Genomic DNA, 18,817 nt, shown 5'->3' on the forward strand with positions numbered 1-18,817 from the left:
CGCCCGGGCCGGCGGAGCGCGGCTAAGGGTCCGCGATCGCTCGCAGCTCTGGCCGCAGCATGACGAACTCCGCTGGGCGGACGAGTGCTACTCCGATCTGCAGATTCACCCGCCCCTGCGCAATGTCCCGGGCCGCATGGGTGTCGGCGCCGCAGCGGACGAAGTACGCCTCGCGTGCCGTGCTGCCCGCGAACGCCCCCGCGAGGAACAGTGAATGCAGGTAGCTGCCGACGGACAGCCGGAGCTGCGCCCATAGCCGTTCGTCGTTCGCCTCGAAGACGGTCCACGTGGTGCCTCGCACCAGCGCCGTCTCGATCATCGCCGCAGTGCGGCGCACCGGGATGTACTTCCATTCGGAGCCGGAATCGGCCGCGCCCGCCAGCGTCCGCGCGCCCCAGGCCACGACCTCGCTGCGCCCAGGCAAGGTGCGCAGCGCGCAGATGCCGGCGGCGTTCAAACTGGCCAGATCGTCCTCGGTGGGTCCGCCCGGACGCTGAGCCAGCGCCAGGCCCCTCGCACCGCGCAGGCCGGCCTCGAGGCCGGCGGGCGCCTTCCAGACGCCGCGCTGCGCATCCACGCGCGCCAGCAGCCCGGCCACGAAGCCACCGGGCGCAGCGGGAGTCTCCCCGTGACCCGCAGAGGGGTCGTCCGTCCACAGCCACGGGTGGTAGACCGCTGCCCATTCCGCCTCGATCGGCGCCAGCGACAGGGTGAAGGCAATGGCTTCGCCCACGGTCGCGTCGGCCGGCGCATCGATCAACAGCAGCGCCCTCCGCGACCGGCACAGCGCGGCGGCGGCGCGCCAGGTGGCGATCCCGTTGTTCGTGATTTCCGGGGCGAACGGCGGGATGCAAAGCAGGTTGAACCCAGCGCCCTCGCCCAGCGCGTAGAGCCCGGTGCCTGCCGCTTCATTCGCGACATCCGAGACCTCGCCCGCACCGATCGGCAGGCCGTCGTGTCCACTCGTGGGATCGGCAGACGCCAACAGCTGCGGGGCTGCGTCCGGCAAGGACAGGGAATCGGGTGCATGCAGCAAGCGCACCAGCATCGAGTCGCGGGCCAGAACAGCGCCGCAATGGCGCGCATGGCCGGGATCGAGCGACAGGCCGGTGTGCAGCTCGCGTATGCCGCTGCCACCTTGGCCGCTGGCATCCCGGTGGCGGTCGGGATCGTCATGCACCTCGAGGCTGAATCGGGTGGGGTCTTGCGGGTCGCCGGGCTGGGGCGTCAGCACGGCGACGAGGTTCCTGCCCCAGGTGCCCGGGTCGGCAGCGGCCAGCGCCAGGCCATTGCCCAGTTCAATCCGTGCAGGCGACGCCTGGCCAGCGCCGACGCGCGTCGCGACCCGCACCACCCGGGCGACGCCACCGCCGTTGTTGAAGAACTGGCGCACCGCACGCGACATCGGGGCCGGCGCCCAGAGGCCGCCGAAAATCCGCTCGAACTCCCGGTAGCTGCCGACGCTGATCGCTTGATCGACCGGCCCGCGCCAGGCACGCCCGACGAAGGCGGCTACCGACGTGGGCACGGAGGCGATGCCCCGCACCCCACCGGGGACCTCTTCGACGTAAACCCCCGGATAACCCGGCTGATCCGGCATGGCGATACTCCTGGCGCGATGAGCAGGTTCACGCGCATCACGACGCAAAGCGGACAGGGCCGCGCGGGCCGCAGCCAAGTAGCGCCTAGGAAGCGCCGATGCATCCGTTCACTCAGCGCACCGCCTTGCGCGACAGCGCGGCGCCAACGCGGGCCAGCAGGTCGGAGGCGCGATAGGGCTTGTGCAGCAGCTCGAACCCCGCGTTTCCGGAGGGCAGCGGCTGGTCCGTGTAGCCCGAAGTCAGCAACACCGGCAATTCCGGATGCTCGCGCTGCACGATCTTCGCCAGGGTCAGTCCGCCGATCTCACCGGGCATCACCACGTCGGTGAACACCAGGTCGAAAGGGCTTTCGCCCGACAGGCACGCCAGCGCGCCATCCGCGGACTCGGTGGGGGTGACCCGGTAGCCCGCCTGCTCCAGCTGCGACATCGCGTACTGCCGCACCAGGTCGTTGTCCTCCACCAGCAGGATCCGCGCGCCCGAGCGCTCAGGCAGGCCGGACGGTACGTGCGGCGGCACCTGCACGGAAGCCTGGTCATCGGCCTGCGGCAGGTAGAGGCTGACCTCGGTTCCCTGGCCCTGCTCGGAGGCGATGCTGACGTGGCCGCGCGACTGGCTGGCGAATCCATACACCGTTGAAAGGCCCAGCCCGGTCCCACCGGACCGCTCCTTGGTGGTGAAGAAGGGCTCGAAGACACGGCCCAGGTCCTCCCGCCGGATCCCCGTGCCGGTATCCCTGACCTGGATGAGCACGTAGCGCCCGGCCGGCAAGGCCCCGACCTGGCCCTCGCCCAGCACTGCCTCGCGAACCGCGATGTCCAGGGTGCCGCCGCCGGGCATCGCATCCCGGGCATTGATGCACAGGTTCAGCAGGGCGCTCTCGAGCTGGCCCGGGTCGACCAGGGCGCGCGGTACCCGCTGCGCGTGTTCAACGTTGACCTCGATGTGTCCACCCAGGGTCCGGCGCACCAGTTCGACCATGCCGTCCACCAGCCCGGCCACGGCCACCGCACGCGGCGCCAACGCCTGCTGGCGCGCATAGGCAAGCAGGCGCTGCACCAGGTCGGAGGCGCGCTGGGCGGCATCCGCGATCATCACCGCCAGCCGGCGCGAGCGCGCATCGGGCGCCAGAGTCTCCACCAGGACCTCGGCGTTGCCCATGACGACGGTCAGCAGGTTGTTGAAGTCATGCGCCATGCCGCCCGAGAGCCTGCCGATGGACTCCATGCGCTGCGCCTGGCGCAGCCGCCGCTCGATCTCCATACGTTCGGTGACGTCGCGCTCCACCGCCACGAAGTGGCTCGGTCGGCCGTCTTCGCCGGGGATCGGGGTGATGTCCAGCTCCAGGTGGACCTCGCGCCCGTCCCGCGCATAGTTCACCAGCTGGGCCCGCACGGGCTGCGCCTCGCTCAGCGCGCCGCGGATCTTGTCCAGCTCGTCGCGCGAGGTCCCTTCGCCCTGCAGCAGCCGCGGCGACTTGCCCAGCACCTCCGCCACGGGATAGCCAAGGCAGCGCTCGAAGGCCGGGTTGGCATAGACGATTCGCGGGCCCGGCTCGTCCAGGGGATCGGCGTCGGTGATCAGGACGATGTCGTTGATCCGGTTGACCGCCGACTCCAGCAGGCGCAGCTGCGCATCCGCGGCCCGGCGTTCGGTGATGTCCTGGAAGTAAACGGCAAGCCCCTCGGCCGACGGGAGGGCATGGATGGTGAACCAGCGCTCGGCCGAGGCCAGTTTCTCGCTGAACCGGATCGGCTCACCCGTCGTCATCGCCTGGCGGAACCGGTCCTCGAACACCGTGCCGGACAGCCGGGGAATGCACTCCCAGCAGGTGCGTCCCAGCACCTCCTCGGCGGGAAGCCGCAGCAGCGCTTCGGCCCGGCGGTTGACGAACGAAAAGCGCCACTGCGGGTCCACCAGCACGAACCCTTCGTTGATGCTCTGCAGCGTCGTCGCCAGCCGCGAAGCCAGCTCGCGTGCCTCCTGCTCCAGCGCCTTGTTGTGCTGGATGTTTGCGGCGCTTCCCACCCAGCGTGCCACCGCGCCGTCGCCGTCCCGCGTTGGCATCGCCTGGACCAGGTGCCAGTGGTACTCGCCATCCGCCGCGCGTATCCGGAACTCCGCCCGGTAAGGGCGCGTTTCGGCGATGCACAGGGCCCACTCCGCCAGCACGGGGGCACGGTCGGCCGGGTGCAGCACCTCGAGCCAGCCTTCCGACGTGGCCAGTACCTCCGCCGGCACGCCGGTGAACTCACTGAGCCGGGGACTGGAGTAGTTGACGCGGCCCTCGGGGTCGGCCGCCCAGAGGTGGATCGGGATGTTGCCGGCGACGTCGGCGAACCACTGTTCGCTCGTCCTCAGCGACATCTCAAGGCGACGTTGCTCGCTGATGTCCTGGAAGGCGCCCTGGACCTGGATGATGCGGCCATCGACATCCCGCACCGCGCGGCCAATCGATCGCACCCACGCCCGCTCGCCGCGCGCGTTGACGATCTGCAGCTGTTCGTCGAATGGCGTTCCCTCGGCGGCGCAGGCCTCGAACCTCGCCCGGATCAGGGCCCGGTCGCACTCCGGATAGAAGCCCAGCATCTCGTCCAGGCCCGGGGAATACTCGGGCGGCATGCCGTGGATGGCCGCTACTTCGTCCGACCAGACGACACGGCGCTGGTCCAGCAGGACCCGCCATCCGCCCATGCGACCGGCCTCACAGGCGATTTCCCGCAGCTGCTGTTCCGCCTCCAAAGCTCGCTGCGCCTGCTGGCTGGTCCGCATGGCGAGATCGCGGATGCCAAGCAGCTTCTGCAGGTACAGGGCAAAGGCGGCGCAGGCCACCACCAGCAGGAGGGCCGTCATGCGGTTGAAGGTGGCCAGGACCAGGGCGTCCCGGCCACCGTAGGGCGGGGAAAAATGGTAGCCCAGCAGCAGGAACAGGGCGCAAAGCGCACCAGAGCCAATCACCACCCTTCGCCGCCGGCTCGCCACCGACAGCATGACGATGGGCAGGTAAAGCATCCCGTGCGCGAACCCCAGCGGCGTGGCCAGGTCCGCCAGGAAGACCAGTATCGGGAGGCCGATCGTCACCGGCAACACCCAGGCCGGCACGTGGCGCTGCGGCGCAATACGACGGTTATCGCGAGACATGATCTCCCCCGGCTTAGCGGGCGCCAAGCAGCCAGGCGTCGAACTCAGGACCCGGCACCGGACGGGAGATGTGGTAGCCCTGCGCCAGGGGGCAGCCCAGCTCCGCCAGCGCGGCCAGCACCTGCGCATCCTCGACGCCTTCGGCCACGCAGTCCATTTCCATGCTCTCGGCCAGGCGGATCGTGGATGCGACGATCTTCCTGGCGTCGTTGGAAACCAGCATCTGCATCACGAACGAGCGGTCGATCTTGATTTCCGACAGCGGCAGCCGCGCCAGTTGTGCCAGCGAGGAATAGCCGGTCCCGAAGTCGTCCACGCTCAGGCGGAAGCCCTTCAGGCGAAGGCGGGTCAGGGTATCGAAGCAATCCGCCGTGCGGTCCATGGCGGAAGACTCGGTGATCTCCAGCACGACCTGGGTGGGCGAGAGCTGGTGCCTGGCGCAGGCAAGCTCGATGCGGTCGGCCAGGGTGACTTCGGCCAGGCTGCTGGTGGACAGGTTCACGGCGACGCTGCCCATCTCGCGCAACGGGCTTTTGGCGAACCAGGCCAATCCCTCCGCCAGCACCGCGTCGGTGAATGCCTGCACCTGCCCCGAGGCTTCCGCCAGCGCCACGAACACATCCGGCGGCACCATGCCGCGCTCGGGATGGTTCCATCGCGCCAGCAGTTCCGCGCCGACCACCTTGCCCGAAACCACCTCGACCTTGGGCTGGGCGAAGACGTGGATGGCGCCGTCCCGAATGGCCTCGGCCAGCTCCTGCGGCGCGAAGTCGGCGTGGCAGCGGCGCAGGCCGGGCGCGCGCCGCGGCGCCACCCCCTTGGCCAGCATTTCCCGCAGATGGACCGGCTTGAACGGCTTGGGCAAGATGCCCACCACCGTCAGCCCGCGCTCGGCGGCCGTCGCGCGCGCCGACTCAAGCACCCGCTGACCCGTGCCGCTGGTGAGCAGCAGCGCCGCGCCGCAGTCCGATCCCGCCAGGCGTCGCAGGACCTCGACGCCATCCATGCCCGGCATCACCAGGTCGAGCACGACATGGCTGGGCTGCAGGCCCGGCAAGGCCGCCAGGAAGCCACTCGCTTCGGCGAACCGATGGACGGTGAAGCCCTCGTTCTCGGCCACCACGGCGATGGTTTCGGCCACGGCGTGGTCGTCGTCGAGGATGGCGAGGATGCGGGATGCGACGTTCATTTGGCAGACCTCCGTTGATGCGTCGCGCGGGCCGGCGAAGGGAAGCCCGACGGGATGCATGTTCACCGGGCAGCGCCGACGGTTCTCGCGACGACATCACGCTTTCGCGAATCCGCGGCCAGGGTGCCAGGGAGTGGAAGCGACGAGGAATTCGGGAGACACTGCCCAGGTCAGAGCCGAGAGCACGCCCGCCCGTCTTGCAACGGAGGCACCGCTGATGAGCCCCAACCACCGCCTGCTCGAATCCATCAACTGGTCTGGCACGCCGCTCGGCGATCGTTCCGAGTGGCCCGCGTCGATGCACCAGGTCATCGATGTGGCCATGCACTCGGGCTTCCCGGTTTGCACGATCTGGGGCGAAGACGGGATACAGATCTACAACGACGCCTACAACGACATTTTCGGCCACAAGCACCCGGGCGCCTTCGGGGCGCCGGTCCGGGAGAGCTGGACTGAAATCTGGCCCTTCCTGGAACCCGCGATCGAACAGATCCGCCGAACCCAGCAGCCGATGAACTTCAAGGATTTCCGGTTGCTTCTGGCCAAGCACGAGCAGCCCCGGGAGTATTACTTCGACTTCTCATACAGTGCGGTGCGCGCCGGCGATGGCTCGACCCTCGGGCTGATGTCGATCGCTTCGGAGACGACCCAGGCCCATCTGTATCGACGGCGCCAGGACAGCTGCAGCCTGCCAGCGGACGCGATGGATCGCCTCGGTATCGAGGGCGTGGCGAGCAGCCTGCGCGAGAGGCTTTCGGCGAACACGATGGACGCGCAGGCTGCCGTGCTGCTGCACGTAGACCCGGCCAGCGGTCGTCCGGACAGAATCGACTGGGCGCTGCACGCCACGCCCGAGCAGGCGCAAGGCCTCATGAAAACCGTGGCGCCCCTGGGCGCCACCGAGGTTCAGGCGCTCGATCTAGGCGGCCAGCCCTGGGCAGCGTCCGACTGGTCCGACCAGGCGGCTGCCGTGCCGCTATGCGAAGCCAACGGCCGGCCGCTGGCCGTGCTCGTGATCGTACCCAACGTGGCGGTCGAGGCCGATGGCCACCTTGGTTTCGCGCGCTCGCTGGGCGACCGGCTGCGCGGCATCATCACCCCGGCAAGGGCCCTGGATCGCGTCAAGCGACAGATGGCGGAGCAGGAGGACCTGTACCGCTTCCTGTTCGAGAACATCGCCGACCCCGCGATCTACGCCAAGACCGACGGCCACGTCGATTCCGAGGAAGTGGTGCTGGCGGCGAACCCGGCCGCCTGCCGCCTGCTGGGTTTCGACGACGGGAAACTGGTCGGGGTGCGCCGGGACGACCTGTTGGACCCGAGTGATCCGACGCTGCTCGACGCGCTGCAGGTTCGGGAACGCGACGGCATCTTCTTCGGCGAGCTTTGCTTCCGGCGCAAGGACGGCACCAGCGTCCCGGTGGAAATCAGCTCCCGCCTGGTGCAGACCGAAACCGGCGAGCTCCGCTCGGTCAACCTGCTGCGCGATATCTCGTCGCGTCTCACCCTGGAAGCGGAACGTGCGCGACGCAGCCGCCACGAAACGATCGCAAGGCTGACGGGCGGCTTCGCCCACGATTTCAACAACCTGCTGGCCGTCATCACCGGCAACCTGGACCTGGCCCGCGAATCACTGGCGCAAGAGTCCCCGATCCACCGGAAGCTCCAGACCGCCCAACTGTGCGCCGAACGCGGCGCCGCGCTGACCAGCCAGCTGCTGTCGTACGCCCGGCTGCAGCCGCTGCACCTTCGGCCCCTGGACATGAACTCACAGCTGCAGGCCATCCGTGACCTGCTCACCGCCACGGCCGGCGGCCAGAACCAGGTGAGCTTCTCGACCCGGCCCGATCTCCCGGCCTGCCGCGGCGACGAGGCCCAGCTGACCACCGCCGTCATCAACCTAGTGGCCAATGCCCGCGATGCCATGCCCTCGGGCGGTCGCATCGAGCTGTCCACCGACCTCGTCACGGTGTCCGGTCAAGACGCACTCCCGACCCGGGACGCGGCGCTCGCCCCGGGCCGGTATGTCCGTCTGACGGTGCGCGACCAGGGTCCCGGCATCGATCCCGCGATCCGGGAGCGGATCTTCGAGCCCTACGTCTCGTCCAAGGATCCCGGCAAGCGCTCGGGCCTCGGGCTGGCCATGGTCCAGGGTCTGGCCCGTCAGTGCGGCGGCGATGTCCTGGCATCGGACGCCGAAGGCGGAGGCGCGCGATTCGACCTTCTGCTCCCGGCCCTGGCCGAAGCCGCGGCGGAGACGAGAGCCGGGCACGACGCAGCGGCCGCGTCGCCGTCGACACCGGCCAGGATATTGCTGGTGGAGGATCACGCCGACGTGCGGGACGTCCTGCGCGAAATGCTTGCCGGCGCCGGGCATGCCGTGCAGACCGCGGAATCCGGCCGCGCCGCCATCAAGCATCTGCACGCCGCCGGCGACTTCGACCTGTTGATTACCGACCTGGTCATGCCGGGCGGAGTTTCCGGGATGGTGCTGGCCGAGGAAGCCAAGCGCATCGACCCCGGCATCGGCGTGCTGGTGATCACCGGACACGACCCCTGGGGCGTGACGCGTGCGGGTGAGAAACCCGCCTTCGAGCTGCTGACCAAACCGATCACCCGCCACCGGCTGATCGAAGCCGTGGAGCGGGTGCGGAGCGCCGGGTCCTAGCCGGCGCCGGACCACCGCCCGGCCATCAGCGCGTTTGCCCAAGCCGGCGGGCCAGGCCGCTTGCCCGGCGCACGCCGCGCTGCAGCGCCGCCCCCAGGCTGGCCGCGGGACCCCAGACTTCAAGCGAGTGCCTGGCGCGCGAAAGCGCGGTGTAGAGCAGCTGCCGCGAAAGGATGCGATGCTCGGGATCCGGCGGCAGCAGCACCGCGACGTGGCCGTACTCGCTGCCCTGGCTCTTGTGGATGGTGAGGGCCCAGGCCGGCTCGTGCGCCGGCAGCGCCCCGGGGGCGAAGGCCCGGGCACCGGCCTCGTTCTCGAACCAGACCCGCAGCCCGCCCTCTTCGCCGCGCAGGCACAGGCCCAGGTCGCCGTTGAACAGGCCGGCGCCGTAATGATTGCGGGTGACCATGACCACGCGCCCCGGATACCAGGGCTGGTCGGCGGGCACCTGCCAGCGCTGGCGCAGGTGCCGTTCGATCGCGGCGTTGAGCGCGTCGACGCCATAAGGGCCGTCGCGCAGCGCGCACAGCAGCTGGCGTGCGGCGAGCTGGCGCAGCGCCACGGCAGCCTCGTTCGGGTCGGACGCCTCCGGTGGCGGCCCCTGTCCGGCGAGATGCTCGGCCCAGCGTCGCGCCTCGCGGGCGACGGCAGCGGCGGTTTCGACCGTGCGCAGCGTGGCGCGATCGCCGGCGGCGTCCAGCGCCGCGGCCAGCGCCTCGCCGTCGCCGTCGCGAACGGCGGCGTTGACCGGCTGCAGCACGGCGTCCGCGCGGAAACCATGGCGCAGGCGCACCAGGTCGGGCGCGGACTGCGCCTCCAACACGGCCACCAAGTCCATCAGCACGGAGCCGGCGCCGACCGGGCTGAGCTGGTCGGCATCGCCCACCAGCACCAGCACCGCGTCTTCGCGCAAGGCGCGCAACAGAGCGCGCAGCTGCGAGAGGTCGAGCATGGAGGCTTCATCGATCACCACGATGCCGGCATCGACCGGCGTGTCTGGCCCGCGCCAATACGCGTTGATCGCGGGCGACCAGCCGAGCAGACGATGCACGGTGAGCGCTTCTGCCATCGGCAGCGCCTCGAGCGCCGGCCGCCAGTCGGGGGACAGGTGTCCGCGCAGCCGCTCGGATTCCTGGCGCAGCGACTGCACCAGCCGCTGCGCGGCCTTGCCGGTCGGCGCCGCCACCGCGATGCCCGCGCCGGCGGCGCCATCGCGCTGCAGCCGCAGCAGCATGCGCAGCACGGTGGTGGTCTTGCCGGTGCCGGGGCCGCCGGTCAGCACTAAGAAACGGCGGCCGCCGACGGCGCTGACCGCGGCGCGCTGGGCGCCGTCGCGCGCCGGGTCGCCGCCGGGGAAGAGCGTCGCCAGCGCGTCATCCGGCAGTGGCTTGGGCGCACCGGCCGCGCGCCGCTGGCTCAGCGCGGCGGCCACCTCGCCTTCGTGCTGGAAGTTGCGCCACAGGTAGAAGCGGCCGTCGGCGTCGACCACGAACGAGGCCGGCGCGCTGCCGTCGCCCACCAGGGGCTCGCGCCGCAGCGCATCGCAAACCTCCGGGTCCAGCGGCGCCAGCGCGGTGTCGCCCGCCAGCTCGGCGACCGCCGCCCGCCCCGCCAGCACCGCCAGTCGCTCGCTGCCGCCGTGGCCCAGCACCCAGCGTGCGATCGCGCGGGCCAGCGTGCGCTCACGCAGCGTGCCCTCGCTGCCGGCGTTCGGCGGTCGGGCGTCATAGCGTGGCGCGCTCATGCGCTTGCTCCGGTCTCTTCTTCGGCCAGCACGGCATCGACCGCCTCGACCAGCGCGTCCGGGAACCGCGCCGCGAACACGCCCGCACCGGGGCCGAGGCCCGCCGCGCGCACGAACAGGTAGACATACTCGCCCAGGTGCCGGGACGGCGCGTAGTCGGCCAGCCGCTGGCGCAGCAGGCGATGCAGCGCCAGCGTGTACAGCAGCGCCTGCAGGCGGTAGTGGCTGTGGTCCATGGCCGCCCGCAGCGCGCTGCCGGTGTAGTCGGCGACCCGCTCGCCCAGCCAGTTGCCCTTGTAGTCGAGCACATGGAAGCGGCCGGCGTGTTCGAACACCAGGTCGATCTTGCCGGTCATCAGGCCGCGCAGGCGCTCGGCGGCCAGCGGCGGCACCAGGCCGGGATCGCCGTGCGCGGCACAGGCGGCGCGCAGGCGTGAGAGGCGGGCGGCGTCGAGCGGGAAATGGAAGGCCATCTCGGCCCGCTGCCGCGCCGGCGGCACCTGGCCCAGGCCAAGGCCCGGCAGCAGTTCGGCGGCCAGTGCGCCGTCCATGCGGCGGGCCAGCACCGGCACCAGCGCATCGAGCGGAACATCGCCGGGCCGCACGCCGTACTCGTCGAGCTGGCGCTGGAGCAGGCTCGCCTGCGCGGCCAGCGGCTGGTCCTGGCGGCGATGCTCGAAGGCCGCGTGCAGGGCGTTGCCGAAGGCCGCGCCGCGGACGCTGGCCAGCGCCAGCAGTTCAGGATGCGGAGCCTCGTCGCTGGCCCCGGCCTCCGGCGCCTGGGCCGCCAGCGACTCGTCGTCGGCAGGGGCCTCTTCGGTGGCCGCGGCGCGGTGGCCGCTGACCAGGGTCGAGAAGCTCAGGCGCTGGCGCAACGCGGTCGCGGGCGGCTCGCCGAGCGCCTTGCGGTCGGCGGTGGCCACCGGCGACGGCGGCAGCGACACGTACTCGTCCGGCCAGCCGGCATCGTCCCAGCGCACCTGCGGCAGCGACGCGGCGCTGCCCTCGGCCATCACCCGCGCCACCATTGCGTCGAGCGGTGCACGATCGGGATCGGCCTTGGGCTGGGGACTGTTGGACGCCGAGCGCTCCGGCACCAGGGCATAGACATGGCAGGCGTGGATGGCGCGGGTCAGCGCAACGTAGAGCGTTCGGAAACGCTCGTCCTGGCCTTCCCACCGCGCGACCTGCCTCGCGTCCGGGTCGAAGGCGGCGCGGCGTCCACCCGCCGGCAGCGGCACCAGGTAGGGCCGGTGCTGGGTACCGCCCTCCTGCGCCCACATCAGCGGCAGGAAGACCACGTTGAACTCCAGGCCCTTGCTGCGATGCAGGGTCATCAGCTGCACCCGGCGGGCGTCGGATTCCAGCCGCGGCTGGCGCTCGTCGGCGCTGTCGGCATCGCCCTCGTCGCGGCGCTGCTCGCCCAGCCAGGCCAGCAGTTCGCGCGGGCCGCCGCCGCGCTCGGCGCGCTGCTGCAGCAGTTCGCCCAGATGGCGCAGGTCGGTGAGTTCGCGCTCGCCGCCGGGCGCAGCCAGCAGGCGCGGTGCGGCTTCGTGGGCCAGCTGGCGGGTGAGTCCGAGCACGCCTTCGCGCTGCCAGCGCGCACGCAGCGCAGCCCGCCGGGCCGTGATCGCCGGCCACAAGGGCGAGTGCGCATCGAGCCCGGCCAGCCCGGCCAGGTCCGCGCCCCAAAGCCGCGTGAGCAGGGCCGCGCGCAGCGCCGGTTCGTCGTCGGTGTTGAGGACGGCGGCCAGCAGGATGTGCAGCTCGAAGGCCATGTCGCCGGCGAAGACACTGTCGCGGGCACCGCCGACGCAAGGCACGCCGCGCAGTTGGAGCTGGGCGCGCAGGCTGGCGATGTCGCGGTTGGTGGGCAGCAGCACGGCCAGGTCGCCTGGCTGCAGCGGGGCGTCGCCGATCCGGTGCTCGCCCGAGGCCAGCATGGCCGCGATCTGGTTGGCGCAGGCCGCCAGCGCCTCGCGGCGACGGCGTGGCTGGCCGTCCGGGGCACTGCCGCGATAGTGCAGCTGCAGCGGTCGCGCCAGGGGTACGCCCGCGATGGTGTAAGGGGTGTCGTCGCGGCGATCGCTGGCGTCCACGGCGCGGTAGCGCACGTCATCGCTGCCGGAGCGGCCCAGCGCTTCGCCGCCGGCGGCGTACCACTGGTTCACCGCCTGGACGTAGGCGCGCGAACTGCGGTGGTTGGTGCCCAGCTCGAGCAGGTGCTGGGCATCGCCGCGCGCGCGCCGGTAGGCGTGGATGTCGCCTCCGCGGAAACCGTAGATCGCCTGCTTCGGGTCGCCGATCATCACCAGGCGGCCGCGCTGCCGACCCTCGGCGTCGCGGTAGAGGCGGTCGAGGATGCCGTACTGCTGCGCGTCGGTGTCCTGGAACTCATCCACCAGCGCCACTGGCCAAGCGGCGAACAGCGTGTCGGCCAGCGCCGGATTGGCGAGGATGGCGGCGTGCGCGCGCCGGATCATTTCATCGAAGGTGACCTGACCGCGCGCCGCCAGGCGCTCGTCACGCCAGCGCCGGGCCTGCTCGAGCTGCTGCCGCCAGAAGCGGTTGACAGGCTCGAATCGCGTCGACTCGATGCGCGGCCAGTGGCGGAACAGCGCGATCACCGCAGGATGCGAAAGGAAAGCCTCCTGGTGTTCCGGCCGGATTTGTTTTTCGATCGTGCGTTCCCGCACCAGGTCCAGATGGTCGTCCTTGGGCCAGCTACCCTCGCCGGCGAACAGCGCGGCCAGGCCGGTGAGCGCCGTGCGCAGCGCCGCGTTCGAGCGGGCGAACCACTCCCCCCTCGCCGCGACGTCCCGGAGCCCGGAGGCGAGGTCCTCGGGAAGATCGGCCAGCACCGCGGGCAGGTCCTGGCCCTCGGGATCGAGCTGCACGCCCGGCGCCATCAGCTGCCGGAGCTGTTTGCCGAAGGTGGACAGCGTGAGCGCCTCGAGGTCGAAGCCCGCGGGCACCTCGCCCCCGCCCTGGTGCAGCACGCGCCAGGCATCGCGCGCCAGTTCCTCGGACAGTGCCTGACCCGAGGTCGGTTCACCGACTTCGAAGCGGCTGCCGCTCTCGAACGGATGCTCGACCAGGATGCGCTGGCACAGGCCATGCAGCGTGCCCACCGGGGCGCGGTCGAAATCGGCGAGCGCCAGGCGCAGGCGGCGGCGGTCTTCGACCCGCGTCGCCGGGTCCACCCAGCGCGCGAGCAGCCAGGTTTCGTTCTCGCCCGGCATCTCCGGTTCCTGCGGTTGGGCACCGGCCGTGCCGGCCAAGGCCAGCGCATCACGCAGCGCGTGACGCAGGCGTTCGCGCAGCTCCTGCGCGGCGGCATCGGTGAAGGTGGTCACCACGAGCTGCTCGACCTTGAACGGCTGCGCCGGCTCCAGCAACAGGCGCAGGTAGAGCACGGCGATGGTCCAGGTCTTGCCGGTGCCGGCGCTGGCTTCCACCAGCGACCGGCCGGGCGCGTCGAGCGGCAGCGCCGACCAGTGCGCGACGGGCGTCGGTGCGCTCATGCCGCGCTCGCCTCGCCCAGCGTTATGCACTGCACCAGCCTGTCTGCCTCGGCCTTGAGGCGCGAAAAATCGGGCGTGCCTTCCTCGAAGTCGAGGCCGCGACCGAGCAGGCGCGCGTAGCCCGGCGCGTAGCCGCGCTCGGCCTGCCAGGCACCCTCGGCGGCGTCGTCCTTCTGCCGGATGCCGATCGCCGCCGCGGCGCGCGGGAAATACCAGGCGGGATGGGTGGCGGGGCGAGCCCAGAGCTCGAGCAGTTCAAGGACGCGGGACTCGAGGTCCTCGAGGAAGAGTGCTTTGGCGGAGACGCTGGCCGCCAGGAAATCGCGCTCCCATTGAGCGATGCCGGCCTGCCACAGGCCATCGGGCCGGCTGCCGGCACGCGGCTTCGCCGGCGGCTTCTGCACCAACGCGCACAGGTTCACTGCGCGGTCGGCATTCTCCGGGGCCAGCCGCACCAGCGCCCAGGTCAGGAACAAGGGCAGGCGATCGCGCAGATCGAGATCGTTTTCCTTTTCGCGATTCGGGAATACCTCAAGCACGTACAGGGCATCGCCGCCGTCGTAGCCAATGCCCAGGTCACCGGTGACATGGAATCGGCCGAAGTCGCGGCGCATCGCCAGCGGCGTCGGCGCGGGCAAGCCGACCGCCAACAGTGCCGCCAGCTCGGGACGTTCGCGCGCGGTGGCATCCACCGCCACGGCGGCATCGAGCTCCTGCTGCCAGGCGGCGTCGCCCAGCGCGCCGGCGGCCAGCAGTCCGGCCAGGCGCATCGCTTCGGGCGCCGGCACGTCGCGCGGTGCCGAGGGGTCGGACAGGAAACGCAGGCACAGCGCCCGCGCCGGCGAGTCCAGGCGCTCCATGCGCGCCTCCAGCGGCTCGTCGGCGACCAGGCCCTCGTCGTCGAGGGCATCGAGCCGCGCGCCAAGGCGATCGGCCAGCTGCACGCGGGCCGGATCGCGGAAATAGCGGCGCAACCCGGCCAGCGCAACCTCGCAGTGCTCGGTGCCGGGCAGCGGGGAGACCGTTGACATCAGCGTCGCCGCACCGGGCTCGCCGCCAACCATTCCGGCGAACTCCGTGCGGAAGGAAAACAGGCGCGGATCACTGCCGTTGAAGTAGTCGGCGTGGAATGGCTGCAGCCGGTGGTCCACGCGCCAGGCCGGCGCCAGCCGGGCGGCACCTTCGCCGTCGCCGCAAGGCAGTGCAGCCATCAGCTCGGCCAGCGGCGCCGCCGGGTTGCGCACGCTGCCGCCGACTTCATCGAAACCGACGTAGCTCAGGTGCAGCATGTCGCGCGCCGACATCAGGGTTTCCAGGAACAGGTAACGGTCGTCGCTGCGCACGTCGCGGTCGCCGAGCCGGCGCAGGCCCGCGCGCCCGATCGGATCCAGGCCGGCATCGATGTCGTTGCGCGGGTACTCGCCTTCGTTCAGGCCCAGCACCGCGACCACACGGAACGGAATCGCGCGCTGCGGGACCATGCCGCAAACCGTGACGCCGCCGGCGAGGAAGCGCTGCCGCTCCGGCGTAGCCGCCAGGCGGTCCTCCAACCACTGCTTCACCACCGGGAAGGACAGCCGCGGGTCCAGGCCGAGCTCGCCCGGCTCGCTGGCCAGGGCACGCAGCAGGGCTCGCAGGGCGTCCATGCACTCCGCGCCCCGCGGGTCGTCGAGGTCGGGCAGGAACAGCGCATCCAGGCGCTCCTCCAGCCGCCGCGCCCACTCCGAGGCCGGCCGTTCGGTGCCGACGTCGGCGCGCAGTCCGGCCAGTTGCTGCAGCAGATGGTCGAGCGCCCCCAGCGCCGCGCTCGCGCCGCCGGCGACGCCGGGCACCGGCACCAGCGCGTCGCCGCCGGGCAGGCGCAGCACGTCGTCGTCGGCCTCGTTACCGTGGATGAAGCCTGCGACCAGTCGATCCATGGCCCAGGCTAGGGTGTGCGTTTCGGTCGCCGGTACGCCCATCGCGGCGCGAGTGTCGCCGTCGAGGCCCCAGGCGGCGCGCGCCCGCACCAGCCAGCGGGTCAGCGTGTCGAGGTCGGCCTCGTCCAGCCCCAGGCGACGCAGCACCGGCGGCTGGCCGAGGAAGTCGACCAGCTCGGGCGCGGTCAAGCGCGAGCTTGGCAGCGCCAGCAACTGGCGGAACGCTGCGAACAGCGGCTGCGTGCGCGCCATCGGCACGTCGGCCAGATGGTAGGGCAGCGGGCCCTCGGCGCGGCCGGCTTCGCCGAACACGGCCGGCAGCAGCGGCAGGTAGGCGCCGATATCCGGCGCCATCACCACGATGTCGGCCGGTTCGAGCGTGGCGTCGTCGGCGCGGGCGCGCAGCAGCGCATCGCGCAGCGCCTCGAGTTCGCGCAAGCGCGAGTGGCAGGCGTGCACGCGCAGCGAGGCGTCCTGCAGGCGCTCGGCGCGCGGCCGCGGGTCGAGCGCCATGTGCGCCGGCAGCAACTGGCGCAGGCTGTCCTGCGCCCGCGACAGCAGCACCCCGGGGCGATGCTCGGTCGGCTGCTCGTCGCGGAAGTGGCGGATGTCGAGCGACGCCTCCAGCTGCTGGATGCTCAGCATGAAGTGCTGGCCCAGCCGGCCCCAGGCCGCCAGCAGCGGGTGGCCCTGGTCGAGGAAGTAGGCGGTGGCGTCGTCGCCATGCGGATCGGCGGCCAGCTCGAGCAGGCGCGCACGCTCGCCGCGCAGGCCGGCCCAGTACTCGCGGCAGGGATCGGGCAGGTAGAACACCACTGGCCGATGCCCCGCCAGCGCCTGCAGCACCGCCAGCTCCGCCGGCGCCATGTGGCCCAGGCCGAACACGTGCAGCGGGTCTTGCGCACCGACATCGGCGCCGCCCGCGCGCAACCTCGCGCCCAGCTCCATCAGGCGCTCGCCGCGATGCGGCTCCTGCAGCGCCTGCCTCAGCTGGCGCCAAAGCGCCGGATGGAAGCCGGCCGCCTCGAAGGTGGGCCGGCTGTAGCCCCAGTCATCGAGCCAGTCGGGCCGGTAAGCCATGTAATGGATGTAGATGCGCGCCAGCCGGTCGGCCAGCTGGAACCGGCGCAGGGCGCGATCGGGCCCGGCGAGGTAGGCCTGCAGGGCGGCATCGGACGGCGCCTCGAGCAGCTCATGCACGCGCCAGCGCAACCACTCCCGGCGCCAGCCGCGCGGCGACACCGCGTTCTCGCCCAGCACCTGCCGCGCCAGTGCGTCGAGGAAGGTGGACGGCAGCACGATCTCAAGGTTGGCGACGATGTCGCCGACGCCGCGGTGCCGCGCCAGCGCACCGGCCAGCCACTGGCGCATGCCCGGGTGCGCGGCCACGACGGTCTGCGGCGCCAGCGGCGAGGCCGGCGCCTGGGTGCGCAGCAGGTGGTCCAGCGGTTCCAGCAGTGCCTCGAGCCGGCTGGCCCGGAACACCGTGATTCCTTCGCTGGCGCGTTGTTTCCAGTCCGCGGGCATTCGCACAGCCTAGCCGAAACGTGGGTCCAGCTTGGCTGGGACTGGTCTCACCCGCTGCGACGCAAGCGCCAGCGACGCACGTCAGTCCAGCGCAACCCCGGTGAGCGCCTCGCTCAGCGCGACCAGCTTGCGCCGGGCGACGGGGTCGGACGGCTGCGGGTCGCGGGGCGCGGTCGGCTGGCCATCGCGGTAGAAGGCGCCGGGCTCCAGCGTCGGCGCGCGGATCAGGCCCATCACGTGGTCGCGGCCTTCCGCCACCGTGGTGCGGGGCGGCAGGCCGAGGCCCAGGACCATGGTGGTGTTCATCATCGTGGCCGGGTGCAGCGAAATCATGGTGATGCCATCGGCGGCGAAGGCGGGGGCCAGCTCGACCGTCATGGACACCTGCGCCAGCTTGCTCTGGCCATAGCCGCGGTCGGAGGCGCCGGGGCGCTCGAGCATCACGTCGTCGAAGTCGATGGCATTCGCGCTGCCGGAGGAGATGTTGATGATGCGCGACGGCGCGGCGGCGGCCAGGTTGGGGCGCAGCTTGTTCACCAGCACCCAGCCGGCCAGGTAGTTCACGGCGAACTGCAGCTCGTGGCCATCCGCGCTGGTGCGGCGCGGGGCGCCATTGTTGAAGGCGATGCCGGCGTTGTTGACCAGCAGGTCCAGCTTCGGGGTGCTGGCGGCGACGGCGTCGGCGAAATCACGCACGCCCTGCATCGACGAGAAGTCGGCCGGGATGAAGCGGGCCGAACCCTTGCCGGCCGCGGTGATCTCGTCCACCACGGCCTGGCCACGCGCCACGCTGCGGCCGTGCACGATGACGTGCGCACCGTCGGCGGCCAGCGCCAGCGCCAGTTCGCGCCCCAGGCCATCGGTGGAGCCGGTGACCAGCACCGTCTTGCCGGCGTAGGACAGCGGCGTCTCGGCGGCCGTGGCGAGCGACGCCGCCAGCATCCAAAGGCCAAAGAACCAGGTTCGCATCGCATTCCTCCCAAGCCGGTGCAGCGCCAACGCTACTCCCGTCCGACAACGCCGGGCAATGCGGCAACAGGCCAGCGTCCGGCCTACCCGGCCTAGGATAGGGGGGTCAGGTTCGGAACCAGACCCCGCACCCGGGTCCGGCTGGCCTAGAATGCGCGCCATGGACATCTTCAAGGTTTTCCGGATCGAGGCGGCGCACCGGCTGCCCAACGTGCCGCCCGGCCACAAGTGCGCCCGGCTGCACGGGCACTCGTTCGCGGTGGAGCTGCACGTGGGCGGCACGCCGGATCCGCACACGGGCTGGATCATGGACTTCGGCGACATCAAGGCCGTGTTCGCGCCGATCTACGACCGCCTCGACCACCACTACCTCAACGATATCCCGGGCCTCGAAAACCCGACCAGCGAGAACCTCGCGCGCTGGATCTGGGACCAGCTCAAGCCCTTGCTGCCGGCGCTGTCGCTGGTGGTGGTGCACGAAACCTGCACCTCCGGCTGCCGCTACGCCGGCCACTGACTGGCGTTCTGCAGGAGG

The 18,817-nt window shown here is 71.4% G+C and carries 9 protein-coding genes; 2 read left to right on the forward strand and 7 right to left on the reverse strand.

Annotated features, from left to right (window positions below; all coding sequences use genetic code 11):
• Positions 1–22: 22 nt before the first annotated feature.
• The 3 genes from Q0C12_RS04780 to Q0C12_RS04790 form a co-directional block, all read right to left on the reverse strand.
• On the reverse strand, positions 23–1,600 hold the full coding sequence (locus Q0C12_RS04780) for a phage tail sheath C-terminal domain-containing protein (RefSeq protein ID WP_290886913.1): 1,578 nt from the start codon (positions 1,598–1,600) through the stop codon (positions 23–25).
• 112 nt (positions 1,601–1,712) lie between these two features.
• Entirely contained in the window at positions 1,713–4,742 is a 3,030-nt protein-coding gene (locus Q0C12_RS04785) for a PAS domain S-box protein (RefSeq protein ID WP_290886916.1), read from the reverse strand.
• A gap of 13 nt (positions 4,743–4,755) precedes the next feature.
• On the reverse strand, positions 4,756–5,931 hold the full coding sequence (locus tag Q0C12_RS04790; RefSeq protein ID WP_290886919.1) for an EAL domain-containing response regulator: 1,176 nt from the start codon (positions 5,929–5,931) through the stop codon (positions 4,756–4,758).
• Between the two features lie 217 nt (positions 5,932–6,148).
• Here Q0C12_RS04790 and Q0C12_RS04795 point away from each other — a divergent pair, with 217 nt between their 5' ends.
• Positions 6,149–8,599 carry an ATP-binding protein gene (locus tag Q0C12_RS04795; protein ID WP_290886921.1) on the forward strand — a complete coding sequence of 817 codons (2,451 nt, stop codon included), beginning with the start codon at positions 6,149–6,151 and terminating at the stop codon, positions 8,597–8,599.
• Positions 8,600–8,624: 25 nt separating this feature from the next.
• Here the strand turns inward: Q0C12_RS04795 and recD are convergent, their stop codons facing one another.
• The 4 genes from recD to Q0C12_RS04815 all read right to left on the reverse strand — a co-directional run bounded on the left by recD (position 8,625) and on the right by Q0C12_RS04815 (position 18,282).
• The gene (gene recD, locus Q0C12_RS04800) at positions 8,625–10,343 is read right to left on the reverse strand and encodes an exodeoxyribonuclease V subunit alpha (protein ID WP_290886924.1); all 1,719 of its coding nucleotides are present in this window, start codon (positions 10,341–10,343) and stop codon (positions 8,625–8,627) included.
• Positions 10,340–13,867 (reverse strand): UvrD-helicase domain-containing protein, encoded by a 3,528-nt coding sequence (locus Q0C12_RS04805; protein ID WP_290886927.1) that lies wholly within the window; start codon positions 13,865–13,867, stop codon positions 10,340–10,342. The genes recD and Q0C12_RS04805 overlap by 4 nt, the downstream gene beginning before the upstream one ends.
• Positions 13,864–17,313, reverse strand: coding sequence for an exodeoxyribonuclease V subunit gamma (gene recC, locus Q0C12_RS04810; protein WP_290886930.1), 3,450 nt, complete (start codon positions 17,311–17,313; stop codon positions 13,864–13,866). The genes Q0C12_RS04805 and recC overlap by 4 nt, the downstream gene beginning before the upstream one ends.
• Before the next feature lie 81 nt (positions 17,314–17,394).
• Positions 17,395–18,282: an SDR family NAD(P)-dependent oxidoreductase gene (locus Q0C12_RS04815; RefSeq protein WP_290886932.1), complete on the reverse strand. Its 888-nt coding sequence runs from the start codon at positions 18,280–18,282 to the stop codon at positions 17,395–17,397.
• Between the two features lie 160 nt (positions 18,283–18,442).
• Here Q0C12_RS04815 and queD point away from each other — a divergent pair, with 160 nt between their 5' ends.
• Positions 18,443–18,799, forward strand: coding sequence for a 6-carboxytetrahydropterin synthase QueD (queD, locus tag Q0C12_RS04820; RefSeq protein ID WP_290886935.1), 357 nt, complete (start codon positions 18,443–18,445; stop codon positions 18,797–18,799).
• Positions 18,800–18,817 lie beyond the last annotated feature (18 nt).

Source organism: Arenimonas sp. (assembly GCF_022842045.1).
Lineage (GTDB): Bacteria > Pseudomonadota > Gammaproteobacteria > Xanthomonadales > Xanthomonadaceae > Arenimonas.